At 44.2% G+C, this 15,794-nt stretch carries 16 protein-coding genes and 1 tRNA gene; 13 read left to right on the top strand and 4 right to left on the bottom strand.

Translation table 11 applies throughout. The annotated features are described in order from the left end of the window. The first annotated feature begins 59 nt into the window (after window positions 1-59). The 7 genes from G511_RS0120575 to G511_RS24475 all read left to right on the top strand — a co-directional run bounded on the left by G511_RS0120575 (window position 60) and on the right by G511_RS24475 (window position 3,024). Window positions 60-581, top strand: coding sequence for a hypothetical protein (locus G511_RS0120575; RefSeq protein WP_028471324.1), 522 nt, complete (start codon window positions 60-62; stop codon window positions 579-581). Next, complete coding sequence (locus tag G511_RS24470; RefSeq protein WP_156905275.1) at window positions 578-742, top strand: hypothetical protein; 165 nt, start codon at window positions 578-580, stop codon at window positions 740-742. Before G511_RS0120575 ends, G511_RS24470 begins: the two co-directional genes overlap by 4 nt. 29 nt (window positions 743-771) lie before the next feature. Further along, a complete protein-coding gene (locus tag G511_RS0120585) occupies window positions 772-1,140 on the top strand; it encodes a hypothetical protein (protein WP_028471325.1) in 369 nt (122 codons plus the stop codon). A 22-nt stretch (window positions 1,141-1,162) separates the two neighbouring features. Further along, window positions 1,163-1,378, top strand: coding sequence for a hypothetical protein (locus G511_RS0120590; protein ID WP_028471326.1), 216 nt, complete (start codon window positions 1,163-1,165; stop codon window positions 1,376-1,378). An 84-nt stretch (window positions 1,379-1,462) separates the two neighbouring features. Next, window positions 1,463-1,678: a hypothetical protein gene (locus G511_RS0120595; RefSeq protein ID WP_028471327.1), complete on the top strand. Its 216-nt coding sequence runs from the start codon at window positions 1,463-1,465 to the stop codon at window positions 1,676-1,678. A gap of 9 nt (window positions 1,679-1,687) precedes the next feature. Beyond that, complete coding sequence (locus G511_RS0120600) at window positions 1,688-2,848, top strand: tyrosine-type recombinase/integrase (protein WP_028471328.1); 1,161 nt, start codon at window positions 1,688-1,690, stop codon at window positions 2,846-2,848. Then, on the top strand, window positions 2,848-3,024 hold the full coding sequence (locus G511_RS24475; protein ID WP_156905276.1) for a hypothetical protein: 177 nt from the start codon (window positions 2,848-2,850) through the stop codon (window positions 3,022-3,024). Before G511_RS0120600 ends, G511_RS24475 begins: the two co-directional genes overlap by 1 nt. Before the next feature lie 92 nt (window positions 3,025-3,116). Here the strand turns inward: G511_RS24475 and G511_RS0120610 are convergent. The 3 genes from G511_RS0120610 to G511_RS0120620 form a co-directional block, all read right to left on the bottom strand. Next, window positions 3,117-3,193 (bottom strand) — tRNA-Val (locus G511_RS0120610). A 70-nt stretch (window positions 3,194-3,263) separates the two neighbouring features. After that, window positions 3,264-3,905 (bottom strand): response regulator, encoded by a 642-nt coding sequence (locus G511_RS0120615; protein WP_036552608.1) that lies wholly within the window; start codon window positions 3,903-3,905, stop codon window positions 3,264-3,266. 18 nt (window positions 3,906-3,923) lie between these two features. After that, window positions 3,924-5,270, bottom strand: a complete 1,347-nt coding sequence (locus G511_RS0120620) for a cache domain-containing protein (RefSeq protein WP_028471330.1) — start codon at window positions 5,268-5,270, stop codon at window positions 3,924-3,926. Window positions 5,271-5,576: 306 nt separating this feature from the next. Here G511_RS0120620 and G511_RS0120625 point away from each other — a divergent pair, with 306 nt between their 5' ends. Beyond that, window positions 5,577-6,023 (top strand): hypothetical protein, encoded by a 447-nt coding sequence (locus tag G511_RS0120625; protein WP_028471331.1) that lies wholly within the window; start codon window positions 5,577-5,579, stop codon window positions 6,021-6,023. A gap of 27 nt (window positions 6,024-6,050) precedes the next feature. On the opposite strand, the gene uvrB is transcribed toward G511_RS0120625, so the two are convergent. Continuing rightward, window positions 6,051-8,066, bottom strand: a complete 2,016-nt coding sequence (gene uvrB / locus G511_RS0120630; RefSeq protein ID WP_028471332.1) for an excinuclease ABC subunit UvrB — start codon at window positions 8,064-8,066, stop codon at window positions 6,051-6,053. A 265-nt stretch (window positions 8,067-8,331) separates the two neighbouring features. On the opposite strand from uvrB, the gene G511_RS0120635 reads away from it, so the two are divergent. From G511_RS0120635 to G511_RS0120655, 5 genes are all read left to right on the top strand, one after another. Beyond that, window positions 8,332-9,519, top strand: coding sequence for a pyridoxal phosphate-dependent aminotransferase (locus tag G511_RS0120635; RefSeq protein WP_028471333.1), 1,188 nt, complete (start codon window positions 8,332-8,334; stop codon window positions 9,517-9,519). Window positions 9,520-9,695: 176 nt separating this feature from the next. Beyond that, a complete protein-coding gene (locus G511_RS0120640; RefSeq protein ID WP_028471334.1) occupies window positions 9,696-10,316 on the top strand; it encodes a TetR/AcrR family transcriptional regulator in 621 nt (206 codons plus the stop codon). Next, window positions 10,309-11,370, top strand: coding sequence for an efflux RND transporter periplasmic adaptor subunit (locus tag G511_RS23585; protein WP_036552610.1), 1,062 nt, complete (start codon window positions 10,309-10,311; stop codon window positions 11,368-11,370). Before G511_RS0120640 ends, G511_RS23585 begins: the two co-directional genes overlap by 8 nt. Before the next feature lie 6 nt (window positions 11,371-11,376). Then, window positions 11,377-14,439 carry an efflux RND transporter permease subunit gene (locus tag G511_RS23590; RefSeq protein ID WP_036552612.1) on the top strand — a complete coding sequence of 1,021 codons (3,063 nt, stop codon included), beginning with the start codon at window positions 11,377-11,379 and terminating at the stop codon, window positions 14,437-14,439. A gap of 11 nt (window positions 14,440-14,450) precedes the next feature. Further along, the gene (locus G511_RS0120655) at window positions 14,451-15,752 is read left to right on the top strand and encodes a TolC family outer membrane protein (RefSeq protein WP_028471335.1); all 1,302 of its coding nucleotides are present in this window, start codon (window positions 14,451-14,453) and stop codon (window positions 15,750-15,752) included. Window positions 15,753-15,794 lie beyond the last annotated feature (42 nt).

Here is a 15,794-nt window from a genome sequence, read left to right on the forward strand (position 1 = left end):
TATTTGTTAGAGCAGCCAAAGCGTAAAGCTAAAAAGAAACCAGCGGGAGATAAGAAGTCATGAGTTCAACTTTAATTTATGCGGTTAAGCAGGATGAAGAGCCAATCTCAATAGGCGAATGCCGCAACGCATTTCGTGGCGCCATGTATGTTTGGAACGATATTGCTAAGCGCTATTTCGGCCTTGAGAGCTTCCCGCACTTTGATGAAGACATGCAGCGCCGAGTATGGAACGCTGGAAACGAGAAGCCTTTAACCACTGCTGAGCTAATAGTTCTTGCGTCAACTATGGATAAAGCGATTGTAGATAAAGCTGGAATCGATGGCTTACTCACTGCTTTTAAAGAATATGGCGAAAATAATGAGAACTCCTCTATTTCAGATCAGGCAGACCTGATCAAGAAAAGCTTAGACAGTATTCCAGATGGCTATTCGATTGCCTGGATACAAACCTCTGTATGTGGCGACTACTGGTTCGGCGAATGGGATGAAGAAAAGGAAATATACACATGTGATTTATCTCAGTCTTTCGAGGTCATGCAGCAAGCAAAAGAAGTTGAAGAGTACGGGAAGGAATCATGACCGCGTTTACGGTCCGGTTTTATCACAATGGTAATCTTGAAAGCTATTGGCAAGGCGAGGCATACGATGAGCTAAGGGCGCTAGCTACCGCTTTAGACAAGATAAACGTTGCACTATGGGGTGTTGATTCAGGGATGAAAGTTGAGATTGAGCGCAATTAAAAACGTTATGAGCGATAAGTGAGGTAGGTATGGGCGAGCAAAGCTTTAAAGAATACACCGAGTCCGAAGAGTGCAAATCCATAGTTTTTCAAATTAGCGAACAGCAGAAAGTAGAGCGCCAAGAGAATCAAAAGATTCTAAGCCAAGTAAAAGACATGGTTTCAGCTAAAGACTTTTTAAACATAACTGAAGAGCTTTCAGAAGGTGGCTTTACAGACCAGTTTGAAATTGTTTCTCAGCCTACTGGTGATATTCAAGACTGTGAAGAAGGCTTTGAGCATGGTTATCGGCATGTTAACCAAGTATGCAATGGTGGCTATTCAGGCGACGACTATGCAGGTGATGTTTATATTCCAGTTTCAATAGACCGCTGGTTTAAATTCTCATACAGCATGTAAGCAAGCGATAAGCGAGGTAAGTATGGCAAAAAAACATTTCAAAGTAATCGGTGTTGATTGCAGGAATCAAGGACAAACCGAATTTGAATACTCTCATCAAGCGGCCTGTGGGTATGTGAGAAAAGAAGTAACTACCGATGGCGACCAGGTTGATTGTTTTTATTGCTTACGATCAGAAGGAATGAAGCATTATCACCAGATTAATGCAGCTCTAACTGACTCTCAAGGGTGCTACTGAGCACCAAGTAACAACCCTGTTCGCGGGCTCTGTCCCGCGCAACGAAGCGTTAAGCAAAATACCAGTTATTGAAGTGAGGTAATTATGGCAAAGCTACTAGAAACAGACGCATTTCGTCGCCGTTACTTTGAGAGCAAAGGCCCAACAGATGACGAACTAGAACAAGCGGTCGAGTCTGGAACAATGCGCGGCACTATCGTTTGTGGGAAAGTCTGGATTGCTGATGATGCTCTATACAACAAAGAGCCGTGGCAACCAGAGAAGAAAAGCAGAAACCCGTTATTAAGAGCTGTTAGTTAAGGAAGAGTTATGGCTAAGACATTGTATTTTAATGGCGTTCCACTGGCTGAGAATCTGCTTCAAGATAACAGGAAGCGTGAAGGCCGGTGGCGTTATCGCTGGCCTGATGGTTCTCTTCAGAACTTTGAAGCCAAAACGGTACAAGAAGCCAACAATTTTGCAATGGAAGCCAATCAGCAGCGCGAGAAATTAGCTGATCCGGCCATACCTGAAAACGCTTGTGAGTTTTGGGCAGAAAAATACATTACTCACCGTGAAGCTATCGACCCTAATTTAGTAAATAAAGCCGCATGGAAAACCAGAAACCGTTCAGCAATACGTGAATTTTCAAAAGAGTTCGCCGGGGTTCCAATTTACCACCTATCGTTAAAACATATACGCCCTTGGTGGGACTCGCTAACAGGTAACGCTCAGCGTAATAAGAAATCAGAGCTAAATAGATTCTGCAATCACCTGATAGCTGAAGAAGTAGCAAACAATTTACAGCCGCACCCTTTCAACCTGTTAATGATGCGGCCTGCTGGGGCTAAACTACGCCCACGCATGACGCTTAAAGAATATTGGACAATCTATAACGCTGCGCCTGAAGTCGGCTTGGATTACATTCAAGATGCTATGGCACTCGCTTTACTTACATTTATGCGCCGTGCCGACCTCTGCGCCCTACGCTTTGATGAACACTCGGACGGCGAAAGTCTATGGAAGCTAATTAGTAAATCAACAGCTCAGGGCAAGCCACGCCGCTTAAGGTGGTTATTCAGTCAGTGGCCTGAACTGAGAAGCATTGTTTCACGGTGCAGAGAGAAATCAATGCGCCACCAGCGGTGCCCTTTCCTGCTGTCTCATATGTCAAAGCGTTCTGTTATGGGTGATGTGAAAATCCACCAGCACCAAATACTACCAGACAGACTTTCTGATGATTTCGCTTTAGTGCGGGACCACACCGGTATATACAACAAATTACCTAAAGCTAATCGCCCAGGGTTACATGAAGTTCGCTCTCTTGGTTCGCATCTTTATGAAGACGAAGACGACCAAACAAAGCTTATGAATGCTATGGCCCACAGTGATATTGAAATGACTAAGCATTACCAGTCAGGTCACAAGATAGAAGATATTGAAATAGGAATTGAAGAGTTGAGTTTAAAGAAATTAGGAGGAAGCTTTTAATGAGCGACAAGCTAGAGCCTATTATAACGGGCGATTTTCATTGCGACCCTTCTTGCCCATTTATGGCTGATGGCGGTAGTGAAAATATTGATGGATTATGTAAACGTGACAACAAGCCGCTTGATTGGTATGACTACTATATAGCGCACTGCTTAGAAGGAGATGGTTTTGAGTGAAGCTGATGACAAAAACGAGCACTTAAGCCGTGTCCCGTTCGTGTCCCTGCGGTGTCCCGATAGTGATTACTTACTGTCGAAACCCTGTAATTTGGTAGGACTAGGCGAATTCGAATCGCCGACCTCTACCATGTCAAGGTAGCGCTCTAACCAACTGAGCTATAGTCCTAAAGTGTGGTGCGTATTATAGTGATGCGGGAGGCGGACGCAAGTGCTTCTTTTCACTTTTCATCTTTTTTTTATACGATGTCATTTTCAATAGCATATTTCGCCAAACCTGCAGCGGTTTGTATATTTAATTTCTGTTTTATATTCTGGCGATGCGTTTCAACCGTGCGCACCGAAATATCAAGCTCACGCGCTATATCTTTATTACTGCCACCTTCTGCTAATAGCTTAAGTACTGTTTCTTCTCGCTTTGTCAGGTTCGGGCGCGAGTCGTCTGTCACTGAGTGGCGGCGCCCTGAATCAAAATGTTTTACCAGCGTTTCTGATGCACGTGAGCTAAAATAAGTCCCGCCTTGATGTACCACTTCAATCGCTTTTACGAGCTCTTCAGAGGATACATCTTTCAACACATAACCTGCCGCACCGGATTGAATCAGTTGCAAAATATATTCACGGTTTTCATGCATTGATAGTATCAACACCCGAAAATCCGGAAAGCGTATTTTAAGCTCTTTAGTCGCTTCTAAGCCGTTCATGACCGGCATAGAAACATCCATCAAGACAACATCTGGCGTTAGTGCTTCTGCAAGTTCTAATGCCTCAAGACCATTGTTTGCTTGGCCTACTACTTCTATACCCTCTTGGCTGGATAAACAGGCGTTTATACCGTCCAGTACTAAGGGGTGATCATCTACCAGTAAAACCCGTATCATCCTATTCCCCAAACATCTTTACACTAAAGGTAGCTTTACCCGCAGTTGAGTGCCTTGACCTACCTCAGAGGTTAGTACAAATTCACCACTTAACAATTCTATTCGGTCATGCATGTTGCGTAATCCAATGCCTTCTTTAAGCACGGCGCCTTTGATATCAAAGCCATCTCCATTGTCTTTTAGCGATACCCACACGTACTTTCCTTGCACCCATGTTTTCAGACGCACTTCATCTGCACCAGAATGTTTATCTATATTACACAGTGCTTCCTGAATAACTCTATACAAGGTGATCTCTATATCATCGGGCAAACGTGCTTGCGGAAAATCCAGATCCGTTTCTACCATAATGCCCGTTCGTGATTCATACTCATCGAGTAAGCTTTTAAGTGCAGAGGTCAGCCCCATGTCATCAAGCAGGCTGGGGCGCAGATCATGGGAGATCAAACGCACTTCTTGTATCGCTTGATTGAGCACATCCATCCCTTTTGAAAGGTCTTGAATGGCACTCTCGTCACCCTTTTTAATTTTATTAATACCCAACTCTACACGGAATTTAACCGAGACCATTAGCTGATTAATACCGTCGTGAAGTTCTCTGGCAAAGCGGCGCCGCTGGCTAACTTGGAATTGCACCGATTTATGCGCGAGGTGACGCAAACGAGCATCGGCTAATCGGCTTTCATGCACGTTAATAGCGATACCTATCATCACGATAATAATCGCCGTTGCTGCCGTGATAACCAATACGGTAAAAAAAGTATTACGTATATTTAGTGTCACTTCTTGCCGAGCCCTGGCCACCTCTTTGGCGATGTCATCAACATACAGGCCAGTACCTACCATCCAACCCCACTCTGGCAACAAAACCACATAACTCAGCTTATCTTCATTGCCACCTTTTGAAGGCTTACGCCATACATAACGATGAAAGCCGCCGCCCTTCTTGGCAACGGCAAATAGATCCCGAAATACGTAAGTGTCGTTATCATCTTGAAGGTCAAACAGGTTTTGCCCAACCAGCTCAGGCTGCGCGGGGTGAACTAAGTTAACACCATCGGCATCGTAAACAAAAAAGTAACCATCTTCGCCGTAAGTTAAACTATCAAGAATCCGCTTCACCTCTTCCTGCGCTTCAAAGTCATGCAGCCATGGAGCATTCATAACATGATCAATAGAGGTTAAAGCCAACCCAACGTAGTTTTGCAATTCACTTCGCTTGGAAGCCAGCAGGTTTTGTTCGAATGTTTTGATTTCAAGCTCAGAGAGGGATTGCGACTGCTTAACGCTCATCAAGGTGATGATGCCTGTTACCAATAACAGCGGTAACAAAGCCAATGTAAGTATTTTGAGCTTAAGTGGCATAATGAACGCCTTGTGTTTAAAACTCAGCGTATCCTGCCTGACCTTAGGTTGTTGTTCCACTTTTGTATCCAGGTTTACGTAGTAATCAGGAGGAAACTACGTAGTTACCGCAACATGTACGCCTATAATACGCTGTATTTTAGACTATAGTGTGCTGCTCATCATCCGTTAAGCTGGTGTATTATATTTTGTATTAAAGTTGAATGAAAAATAGCCGATTTACTATGTGTGGTCATCGTTTCAAACGTTTGGCTTCAAATACCAAGCGAATTTTAGCCCACATCTAAGTGCATATAGGTGCATATCATGGCTTCTGATCTAACGCACGGTTACATTCGTCATCCTAATGACATCCCCGCTCAGATCTCACTCTGTTCACAGAACATTCTTTCTTCAAATACAGCCAGTCACTCAGGAAGAATAGGCGTCAGTCTCTCTACAGAGAACTTTTACGCTATCGGTACCGCCCTTGAGATTGAAATTGCCATTAATGATCCCGCTTTCAAAGCTTCTGGGTATGTCGCATGGTGTATCCCTGAAAGAGATGGAAACTTTCGTACCGGGTTAGTGTTTGATGATCCGGCAACCGCTTATGCCGTAAGAATGATTGAGCAGATTTGTCATATCGAGCAGTACCGACAAGAGATAAAGCACGATGAAGGCAGAACATTAAGTAGCGAAGATGCGGCTCACGAATGGATTATAAGATTTGCTAAAGACTTTCCCGAGCTAAACTCAGCAGTCCATTCGTAAGCACTACTTGTCGTTCTTTAATAAAAATTAAATAGCGGCGTGTTTTAACTGTTCTAGCTGGTCTCTGTAATGGCCGGCCAGTTCAAATTCAAGATTTTTAGATGCTTCATACATCTTATCTTCCAGCTGATTCATCGCTTTAACCAACTGCTTGGATGTCATAGTACTTGGATCAAACTCAATATCACCGGCTTTATCTGCTACTTTCTTCGCCGTACGTGCAGCCTTTCGTCCAGGAATTGTAGAAGCACCTTCCATGATGTCCGCAACTGATTTAGTAATCCCTTTTGGTGTAATTCCATGTCGCTCATTATGTGCGACTTGCTTCTCGCGGCGCCTGTCAGTCTCTGCAATCGCACGCTCCATTGAACCTGTAACTCGGTCTGCATAAAGAATTGCACGCCCATTAATGTTACGAGCAGCACGTCCGATTGTCTGAATCAAAGCAGTATCTGAACGTAAGAAACCTTCTTTATCAGCATCTAGAATCGTCACCAGCCCGACCTCAGGCATATCAATACCTTCTCTTAATAGGTTAATACCTACCAGCACATCGAACTCACCAATACGTAAGTCACGGATAATTTCTACACGTTCAACCGTATCAATATCAGAATGCACATATCGCACCCTGACACCGTGCTCAGCTAAATACTCCGTTAAGTCTTCTGCCATGCGCTTGGTTAATACGGTCACAATAACTCTGCAGTTATCGACAACAACCTTATTAATTTCTTCTAACAGGTCATCCACCTGAGTAGAAGCAGGACGTATCTCAACAATAGGGTCTATCAGGCCTGTTGGACGTACAACCTGCTCTACAATTTGTCCGGCATTTGCCGCTTCATATCTACTTGGCGTAGCTGAAACAAAGATCATTTGAGGTGCGAGGCTTTCCCACTCTTCAAAACGTAGAGGGCGGTTATCCAACGCAGACGGCAAACGGAACCCATACTCAACCAGTGTTTCTTTACGTGAGCGGTCACCTTTATACATTGCCCCTAGCTGCGGAATAGTGACATGTGATTCATCAATCACCACCAGCGCATTATCAGGAAGATAATCAAAAAGAGTAGGTGGCGCTCCGCCTGGCTCGCGTCCCGACAAGTACCGTGAATAGTTTTCAATACCTGAACAGTAACCAAGCTCCATGATCATTTCCATGTCGTACATGGTGCGCTGCTCTAAGCGCTGTAGCTCAACTAGCTTCTCTATCTCTTTTAAAAACGTAAGGCGTTCATGTAGCTCAACTTTTATTTTCTCGACCGCTTCTACCAATATTTCACGTGGTGTGACGTAATGCGATTTAGGATAAACAGTGGCGCGCGGAACCTTACGCAGTACTTCTCCTGTTAAAGGGTCGAAGTAACTTAAGTTTTCAATTTCATCATCAAACAGCTCAATGCGTAGTGCGTCTCTTTCCGATTCGGCAGGAAAAACGTCAATAACATCACCACGTACGCGATATGTACCACGGTGTAATTCCACATCATTGCGCTTGTATTGCAGCTCGGCTAAGCGACGCAAAATTTTACGCTGGTCAGCCACATCACCACGATCTAGATGTAACATCATCGATAAATATGATTCAGGATCACCCAGACCATAAATAGAAGATACCGTTGCTACGATAATAACGTCGCTACGCTCCAGCAACGCTTTGGTAGCTGACAAACGCATCTGCTCAATATGCTCGTTAATCGATGCATCTTTATCTATAAAGGTATCTGAAGAAGGAACATAAGCTTCTGGCTGATAATAGTCGTAGTAAGATACGAAATACTCAACGGCATTATCAGGAAAGAACTCTTTAAACTCACCGTATAACTGTGCCGCCAATGTTTTATTATGTGCTAAAACAATAGTAGGTCGCTGTACTTCTGAGATTACATTGGCAATGGTAAATGTCTTACCTGAACCGGTCACACCTAACAGGGTTTGTGCAGCCAAGCCGTCGTTGATCCCTTGAACCAGCCCTTTAATAGCTTCTGGCTGATCGCCAGCAGGCGAAAAAGGTGAATTAACTTTGAAACGTTCTTTCATAATACCCTGCTATCTGTTGATCGCGTGCGCCAAAGAATCGAACGCGCTAGTATACCCACTCAAATCCTTAACGTCTTGGTTATTGAAGCTGTAACCTATACCCCTTCTAAAAAACGCTCGTGAGTCATTCTTTTTTATAAATTCAAACTTGAAGATTTTTACGACTAAATATTAGGTTTTTTGATGTTTTGCTTATGCCTAATCCTGTATAATTTTTCAGCTTTATTTAGCGACTTTCCTTAATTTTTTCATAGAGGACTATGAATTGGACGTCCAACTTTCAGATCGTGTTAACAGCATTAAACCTTCTCCTACATTAGCTGTAACCAACCGTGCAGCAGAACTGCGCGCCGCAGGCAAAGATATTATTGGCCTAGGCGCTGGCGAGCCGGATTTCGACACTCCCGAGCATATTAAAGATGCTGCTATTGAAGCCCTTCATAATGGCTTCACTAAGTACACAGCTGTTGATGGTACACCGAGTCTGAAAAATGCAATTATTAACAAGTTTAAGAATGATAATGGCTTAAACTACGAAGCTAATCAGATTTTGGTTTCTTGCGGTGGAAAGCAGAGCTTCTTCAACCTGTCTCTGGCGCTACTCAATGACGGTGATGAAGTTATTATCCCTGCACCATACTGGGTCTCGTACCCTGATATGGTACTGGTTGCTAACGGCAAGCCAGTGGTTATTACTACAACCCAAGCTCAGCGCTTCAAAATCACTGCGGCTCAGCTGGAAGAAGCGATTACTCATCGCACCCGTCTAGTGGTATTAAACAGCCCATCCAACCCAACAGGGGTTGCGTATACGCTACAAGAGCTAAAAGAACTTGGCGAAGTACTTAAACGATTCCCTAATATACTCGTCGTTACTGACGACATGTACGAGCATATTCGTTTTAACGACTTACCATTTTGCAACATTCTAAACGCTTGCCCTGAGCTATATGATCGCACCATCGTGCTTAACGGTGTTTCAAAAGCTTATTCGATGACTGGCTGGCGTATTGGTTATGCAGCAGGCCCGGCTAAACTGATTGGCGCCATGAAAAAAGTGCAATCACAAAGCACCTCAAACCCGACATCTATCTCCCAAGTAGCTTCGCAAGCAGCTCTTGAAGGCGGTAATGCCTGTGTTGATAAAATGGTGGTCGCTTTTAAAGAGCGTCATGAATATGTTGTGTCTGCATTAAACGAGATCAAAGGTGTTGAGTGCATCCCTGCCGATGGTACTTTCTACGCTTTCCCAAGTTTTCAGCAAGTAATTGATAACGACGAGCGCTTTAATAATGATATCGAGCTTGCCGAATTCTTGCTGAACGACGCGGGTGTTGCTCTGGTGCCGGGTTCTGCTTTTGGTGCCCCTGGTAACATGCGTCTTTCTTTTGCTACCAGCATGAGCATTTTAGAAGATGCTATTGGCCGTATAAAAGCAGCGCTCAAAGCCTAATATGCTTTCTTAATAGTTAACCACCTTCAACGCCGGATTTATCCGGCGTTTTTAATTCCGCAATCATCAACAGTCTATTGCTAAAAAAACAACAATTTTCACCTTCCCTCTACTTGAGTCTCATTCTTATCCGCGTACAATACAATTCAAATTTAGAACGACCGGTCTAGTTAAATATGATTCAAGGTAGACGCCCAGAGCATAGTCGCCAACAAGTCTTAGAAAAAGGTATGGAACTCTTTAACCAACAGGGTTATCACGGAACTGGCTTAACCGCCATTCTAAAAGCCTGCCAGGTATCTAAAGGCTCCTTCTATAACTTTTTTGGCAGTAAAGAAGAGTTTGCTGTTGAGATTATCGATCATTATCACTCAATAGAGTGTGAGCGCTGGGAAGTGGAGCTATCTAAGCTGGATTGCCCGCAGTTTGAAAAAATGCGCGTAATGCTCGAAAGAGAAATTCAGGAATTTGAATCTGAAAAAGAACATTTTGGTTGTCTAATTGCCAATCTATCTGGCGAGTTGGGCAATGCCTCACATGCATTTAAAGAAGCGATTCGTCGCTCAACATCTGATGTATTACAAGCCATAGAAAAGGATTTTCAACAATGCCAAACAGATGGGGACCTCCGCGCTGACCTTAGCGCGCAACAGCTAGCACACCTTTTTTGGGATAGCTGGCAAGGCGCACTACTGCGCATGAAAGTAGAAAGCTCAACAGCGCCACTACGAGAATTGCTCGACCTTTATTGGAATCACATTCTACCGCCACAAAATGGAACAAAAACATATGTTTAATCATAAAAAAAAGTGGTTGATCACCACGCTACTACTGATTTCTACAGCACCTATGTTAGCCACGGCGGCAGAAAAACCAGGTGGTTTACCAGCAGAGGTTGTCAAAATCCAACCCGAAACACTTCGTCATGAGCTAAACGCAGTCGGTACGCTAGAAGCATGGGAAAGTGTCGTCATTCGTCCAGAACAAAACGGTCTCATTACAAAAATTCTGTTTAAAGAAAGCCATGCGGTAAAGCAAGGCGACACCTTATTCGAGCTTAATGCCGACTCTTATCGTGCAGAGGTATCTCAAGCGAAAGCACGCGTTAGCCTCAGCCTTAATGAGTTTAAACGGGCTGAAAAGCTGCTCAAAAAACGTGTTGGATCTGTCAATGATAGAGATACAACACTGGCACAATTACGTGTTGATGAGGCACAACTGGAAGTGGCCAGAACACTCTTAAAGAAAATGACTATCAAAACACCTTTTAATGGAGTCATCGGATTAAGAAATGTAAGCCCCGGTGATTATGTAACCTCAGGTCAAGATCTGGTTCAACTGACAGACATTAGCAAAATGAAAGTTGAATTCAGCCTGCCTGAAACAACACTTAGCCAAATCAAAACCGGCCAAACCGTTTCATTGAATGTAGCGGCCTACCCGCAGGCAAAATTCAGTGGTGAGATATATGCTATTTCTCCCGTTGCTGATGTCCGCAGTCATAACATTAAGATTAAAGCCATTGTAAACAATGAATCTGGTCAATTACGTCCGGGACTATTCAGTAAAATTAGCGTTTTATTAAGCGCTGATAACAACGCCCTGCTCGTCCCCGAAGAAGCCATCATCCCAAACAACGGTGCTTTTCTTGTTATGCGTATGGATAAAAATAACAGCGTTGCCATGGTTCCTGTCACGCTAGGCTTACGCCAAGGCGACCAGGTACAAATACTGAATGGCTTGAATGCAGACGATGTCATTGTCACTGCAGGACACTTAAAACTACGCCCGGGTATGCCAATCACTCCTATATTCCCACAACCCAAGAATACTCCTAAGCAGGAAGGCTAAACGCTCATGGTTTTATCAGATATCAGTATAAAACGCCCGGTGCTCGCTATGGTCATGAGCCTGATGCTGCTTTTAATAGGCGTTATCTCTTATGACAAACTTACCGTTCGTGAGTACCCCAAAATTGATGTACCTGTCATTACCGTAGAAACAAACTACTCCGGTGCCAGCGCCTCTATTATTGAAACTCAGGTCACGCAGATTATTGAAGACTCTCTCTCAGGTATTGAGGGGATCGATTTCATGACATCGATCAGCCGCTCGCAAAAGAGCCAAATTACTATTAATTTCAAACTCGACCGCGATCCAGATGCAGCAGCCAGTGACGTGCGAGACCGTGTCGGCCGCGTCCGCGGCGCATTACCTGATGATATAGATGAACCCATTGTTGCTAAATCTGAAGCAGATGCTCAGCCCATTATCTGGCTGGCATTTTCATCTGATCGCCACACACCAATGGAAGTATCTTCTTTCGCTGATAAGCGTGTTAAAGATCCGCTGCAGACTGTACCAGGTGTTGCCAGTATCCGTATCGCCGGCGAGCGTCGCTACTCTATGCGCGTATGGCTGGATCCCGATCGCTTAACGTCTTATGGAATGACGCCTGTTGATGTTGAATCGGCATTGCGAACACAAAACCTTGAAGTACCCGCAGGTAGAATCGAAAGCGCTGAACGTGAATTTAGCGTGCTAACTAACAGCGATTTGAATACGGTTGAGCAGTTCGAACAGGTTATCGTTCGTAATGATGCAAACTACCCTATTCGTATCCAAGATGTAGCGACAGTAGAAATAGCACCTGAATCAGAGCGTATTATAGGCCGCTATAATGGCAAAAATGCTGTTGCGATGGGTATCGTTAAGCAATCTACAGCGAACCCTCTCGACGTATCTAATGGTATTAAAGCCGAGATGGAGCGCATTAAACAGGTCTTGCCTGAAGGCATGCAAGTTAACGTCGCTTATGACTCATCTATCTTTATCCAAGCATCGATTGATTCCGTGTTTACCACATTGATTGAAGCCGGCATTCTCGTTGTTATCGTTATATTCTTCTTCTTACGTAATCTACGCGCTACCTTGATTCCCGTTGTTACTATTCCTCTCTCATTAGTCGGCGCGTTTGCTGTCATGTATGTGTTGGATTACTCCATTAATACACTCACATTACTGGCAATGGTGTTAGCTATAGGACTGGTAGTGGATGATGCCATCGTCATGCTGGAGAATATCTTCCGGCATGTCGAAAACGGCATGTCTCCCGTTAAAGCAGCATTCGTAGGAAGCCGTGAAGTAGGGTTTGCCGTTATTGCGACCACATTAACACTGGTTGCTGTTTACGTGCCCGTAGCACTCACCCCAGGAAGAACAGGAAAACTGTTTACTGAATTTGCTTTAACGCTCGCCGGTGCTGTACTCATATCAGGATTCATTGCTTTAACACTTTCGCCCATGATGGGCTCAAAAATGCTGAAGCATGAGAAAAAGCATTCATTCATCTTTAATATTATTGAGCGCTTCCTCAACAGTATTACTAATGGCTACCAAGCACTGCTTAACAAGCTATTACGTAACGGTTTTTTGGCCCTCATCATCATGGTAGCCAGCGCTTCTGGTGCTTGGTATTACTATGATTTATTACCAAAAGAGCTCGCACCAGTAGAAGACCGCGGTACTATCATGTCATTTTCAATCAACCCTGATGGAGCATCTGTTGATTATGTAAATAGATACTCTAAAGGTGTTGAAGGCATTATATCGACCGTGCCAGAACATAACCGCTACTTTACTGTGGTCGGCTTTCCTTCTGAAACCAATTCCCTTGCATTCCTAGGTTTAAAACCATGGGATGAGCGCGAAAGGAAGCAACAAGATATTGCGGCAGAACTAACCCCTAAACTGTTCGGTGGCGTTACCGGCAATATGTCGTTTGCGATGAATCTCCCCTCCTTAGGACAGAGCATTATTTCTCGCCCTGTTGAGTTCATTATCAAATCCAATGGTACTTACGACGAATTGAAAGCTATCACTGACAAAGTGCTCGCCAAAGTTTATCAAAGCCCGATGTTTGTTCAACCAGATACCGACCTGAAGCTTAATAAGCCAGAGCTACATATCGACATTGATCGTAATAAAGCATCTGAAATAGGCGTTCCAATTGAGCGTATAGGTCGCACTTTAGAAAGCTATATAGCAGGTCGTGATGTGACTCGCTTCAAAAAAGAAGGTGATCAGTACGATGTTATTGTGCAGGTTCAAAAACAACAACGTGATAACCCTGCTGATTTATCCAACCTGTATGTACGCAGTGATCGAGGTGACATGATCCAGATGTCTAACCTGACAAGTGTCACAGAAACAGTAGCGCCTCGAGAACTAAACCACTTTGATAAGGTGAAAGCCGTTAAGCTGCAAGCCATGTTAGCACCAGGCTTTAGTATTGGCGAAGCGCTCGAATTTTTAGAGAAAACCCTCCAGGAAGTAGCACCTGAAGCATCACAAGACTTTGGTGGGCAATCACGAGAGTTTAAAGATTCTAGCAATAGCCTACAAATGACTTTTGTATTAGCTCTTACCTTTATTTTCTTAGTGATGGCCGCGCAATTTGAGAGTTTTAGAAACCCATTCATTATTTTACTTTCTGTTCCACCCGCTATATTCGGCGCCCTCTTCGCTTTGTACTACACTGGAGGAAGCATGAGTATTTATAGCCAGATTGGCCTCATTACATTGATTGGTTTGATCGCCAAACATGGTATTCTGATTGTTGAGTTTGCGAACCAACTTCAGGAGCAAGGACACAGTGTACGCGAAGCCATAATGGAAGCCGCAACATTGCGTTTACGCCCTATTTTAATGACGACCGGTGCTACCGTTTTAGGTGCATTACCGTTAGCATGGGCCGTTGGTGCAGGCGCAGAATCTCGCCAACAGATCGGCTGGGTTATTGTCGGAGGAATGTTATTTGGTACCTTGATGACATTATTTGTTATTCCGACCGTTTACAGCTTCTTGGGTAAACGCACCCCAAACACAACTGAACAAGCATACGCAGAAACGATACAGTAAGGATTAGCTCAATGAAATTTGTCTCATATGCCATTCGTGCAGCCATGTTTGCCAGCCTTTGCGGCTCAGCAACACTAGCAAATGCCGCTGCCCTAGAAGATATCTACCTAAAAGCACTGAGCAACGATGCTCAGTTAAAAGTTGCGGAAGCTACGTTTCGTGCGAATAAAGAAGCGCTTCCGCAGGCGCGTGCAGGATTGCTACCTAACATTAACGCAACAGCGAACACCAGCTATACAGATTCTGATCTAGCCTCTTTTAACAACCATGGCTACACCGTTAGCTTGGTCCAACCTGTTTTTTCTGCAGCACGATGGTTTACCTACCAGCAAGGAGAAACACTTGATGAGCAGGCGCAATTACGTTTCGACCTAGCGCAACAAAATCTGATCCTTCAGTCCGTAGAAACATACCTCAACGTACTACGAGCCAAAAGCAACCTAGAAACAGCGGAGTCGCAAGAGCGCGCCATCAAGCGTCGCCTAGACCAGGTCAACGCACAATTTGAAGTTGGGCTAATTGCCATTACTGACGTACACGAAGCTCAGGCATCTTATGATAATGCTCGTGTTAACCTAATTGAAGCGGAAGGCGCACTGGATAATAGTTATGAAGCGATAGAGCGCCTGACAGGTGAAACCATCACTAGAACAGACCTACTAAGCGAAGAATATCCTATTCAGGAACTAACACCCGCAGCGCCAGAAGAGTGGCTGACCAAAGCACTTTCCAGCAATATCGCACTAAAAGTAGTCAAAGCCGATATTAATGTAAGCCGAAAGAGTGCACAAATAGCTAAAGCAGGCCACTACCCAACGCTTGATCTTAATGCCACCTACGATCGTGATAAAGGCACCACCAACAGTAATAACTGGAATGACGGCCACGTTGTTGGCTTAACGTTTAGCCTACCTCTTTATCAAGGCGGTGCAACAAGCTCACGTTCGCGCCAAGCTTACGCCCAACTTGATGCTGCCACTCAAACGTATGACGACACTGCACGCGGTGTAAAACAGTCGACACGTAGCCTGCTTCGTAACATTAAAACCAATGTACAGAGCGTTTACGCGCGCCAGCAAAGCATTATTTCTAGCCAAGCAGCTCTTGATGCTACCAGCGAAGGCTTTTCGGTTGGTACCCGTAACGTTGTCGATGTATTAGCGGCAGAACAAGCACTCTATACAGCTAAACGAGACTATGCGACGGCACGATTTGACTACGTTTTAAACCTATTCACTTTTAAGCAACAGGTAGGGACACTCAACCCTGAAGACCTATCTGGTTTAGATAAATGGCTTGTCATTGAAAGTTAAAGCTGAAGACTGATTTCTGACTATATAAACCTGTTTTTACAC

It is taken from the genome of Neptunomonas japonica DSM 18939, from assembly GCF_000422765.1.
Classification (GTDB): domain Bacteria; phylum Pseudomonadota; class Gammaproteobacteria; order Pseudomonadales; family Balneatricaceae; genus Neptunomonas; species Neptunomonas japonica.

Coding starts and splice junctions, on each gene's coding strand:
- G511_RS0120625 (WP_028471331.1), top strand. CDS start 5,577: ATGGCTTCTGATCTAACGCACGGTTACATTCGTCATCCTAATGACATC.
- G511_RS23585 (WP_036552610.1), top strand. CDS start 10,309: ATGTTTAATCATAAAAAAAAGTGGTTGATCACCACGCTACTACTGATT.
- G511_RS0120655 (WP_028471335.1), top strand. CDS start 14,451: ATGAAATTTGTCTCATATGCCATTCGTGCAGCCATGTTTGCCAGCCTT.
- G511_RS0120595 (WP_028471327.1), top strand. CDS start 1,463: ATGGCAAAGCTACTAGAAACAGACGCATTTCGTCGCCGTTACTTTGAG.
- G511_RS24475 (WP_156905276.1), top strand. CDS start 2,848: ATGAGCGACAAGCTAGAGCCTATTATAACGGGCGATTTTCATTGCGAC.
- G511_RS0120640 (WP_028471334.1), top strand. CDS start 9,696: ATGATTCAAGGTAGACGCCCAGAGCATAGTCGCCAACAAGTCTTAGAA.
- G511_RS0120590 (WP_028471326.1), top strand. CDS start 1,163: ATGGCAAAAAAACATTTCAAAGTAATCGGTGTTGATTGCAGGAATCAA.
- G511_RS0120615 (WP_036552608.1), bottom strand. CDS start 3,905: ATGATACGGGTTTTACTGGTAGATGATCACCCCTTAGTACTGGACGGT.
- G511_RS0120575 (WP_028471324.1), top strand. CDS start 60: ATGAGTTCAACTTTAATTTATGCGGTTAAGCAGGATGAAGAGCCAATC.
- G511_RS0120620 (WP_028471330.1), bottom strand. CDS start 5,270: ATGCCACTTAAGCTCAAAATACTTACATTGGCTTTGTTACCGCTGTTA.
- G511_RS0120600 (WP_028471328.1), top strand. CDS start 1,688: ATGGCTAAGACATTGTATTTTAATGGCGTTCCACTGGCTGAGAATCTG.
- G511_RS24470 (WP_156905275.1), top strand. CDS start 578: ATGACCGCGTTTACGGTCCGGTTTTATCACAATGGTAATCTTGAAAGC.
- G511_RS23590 (WP_036552612.1), top strand. CDS start 11,377: ATGGTTTTATCAGATATCAGTATAAAACGCCCGGTGCTCGCTATGGTC.
- uvrB (WP_028471332.1), bottom strand. CDS start 8,066: ATGAAAGAACGTTTCAAAGTTAATTCACCTTTTTCGCCTGCTGGCGAT.
- G511_RS0120585 (WP_028471325.1), top strand. CDS start 772: ATGGGCGAGCAAAGCTTTAAAGAATACACCGAGTCCGAAGAGTGCAAA.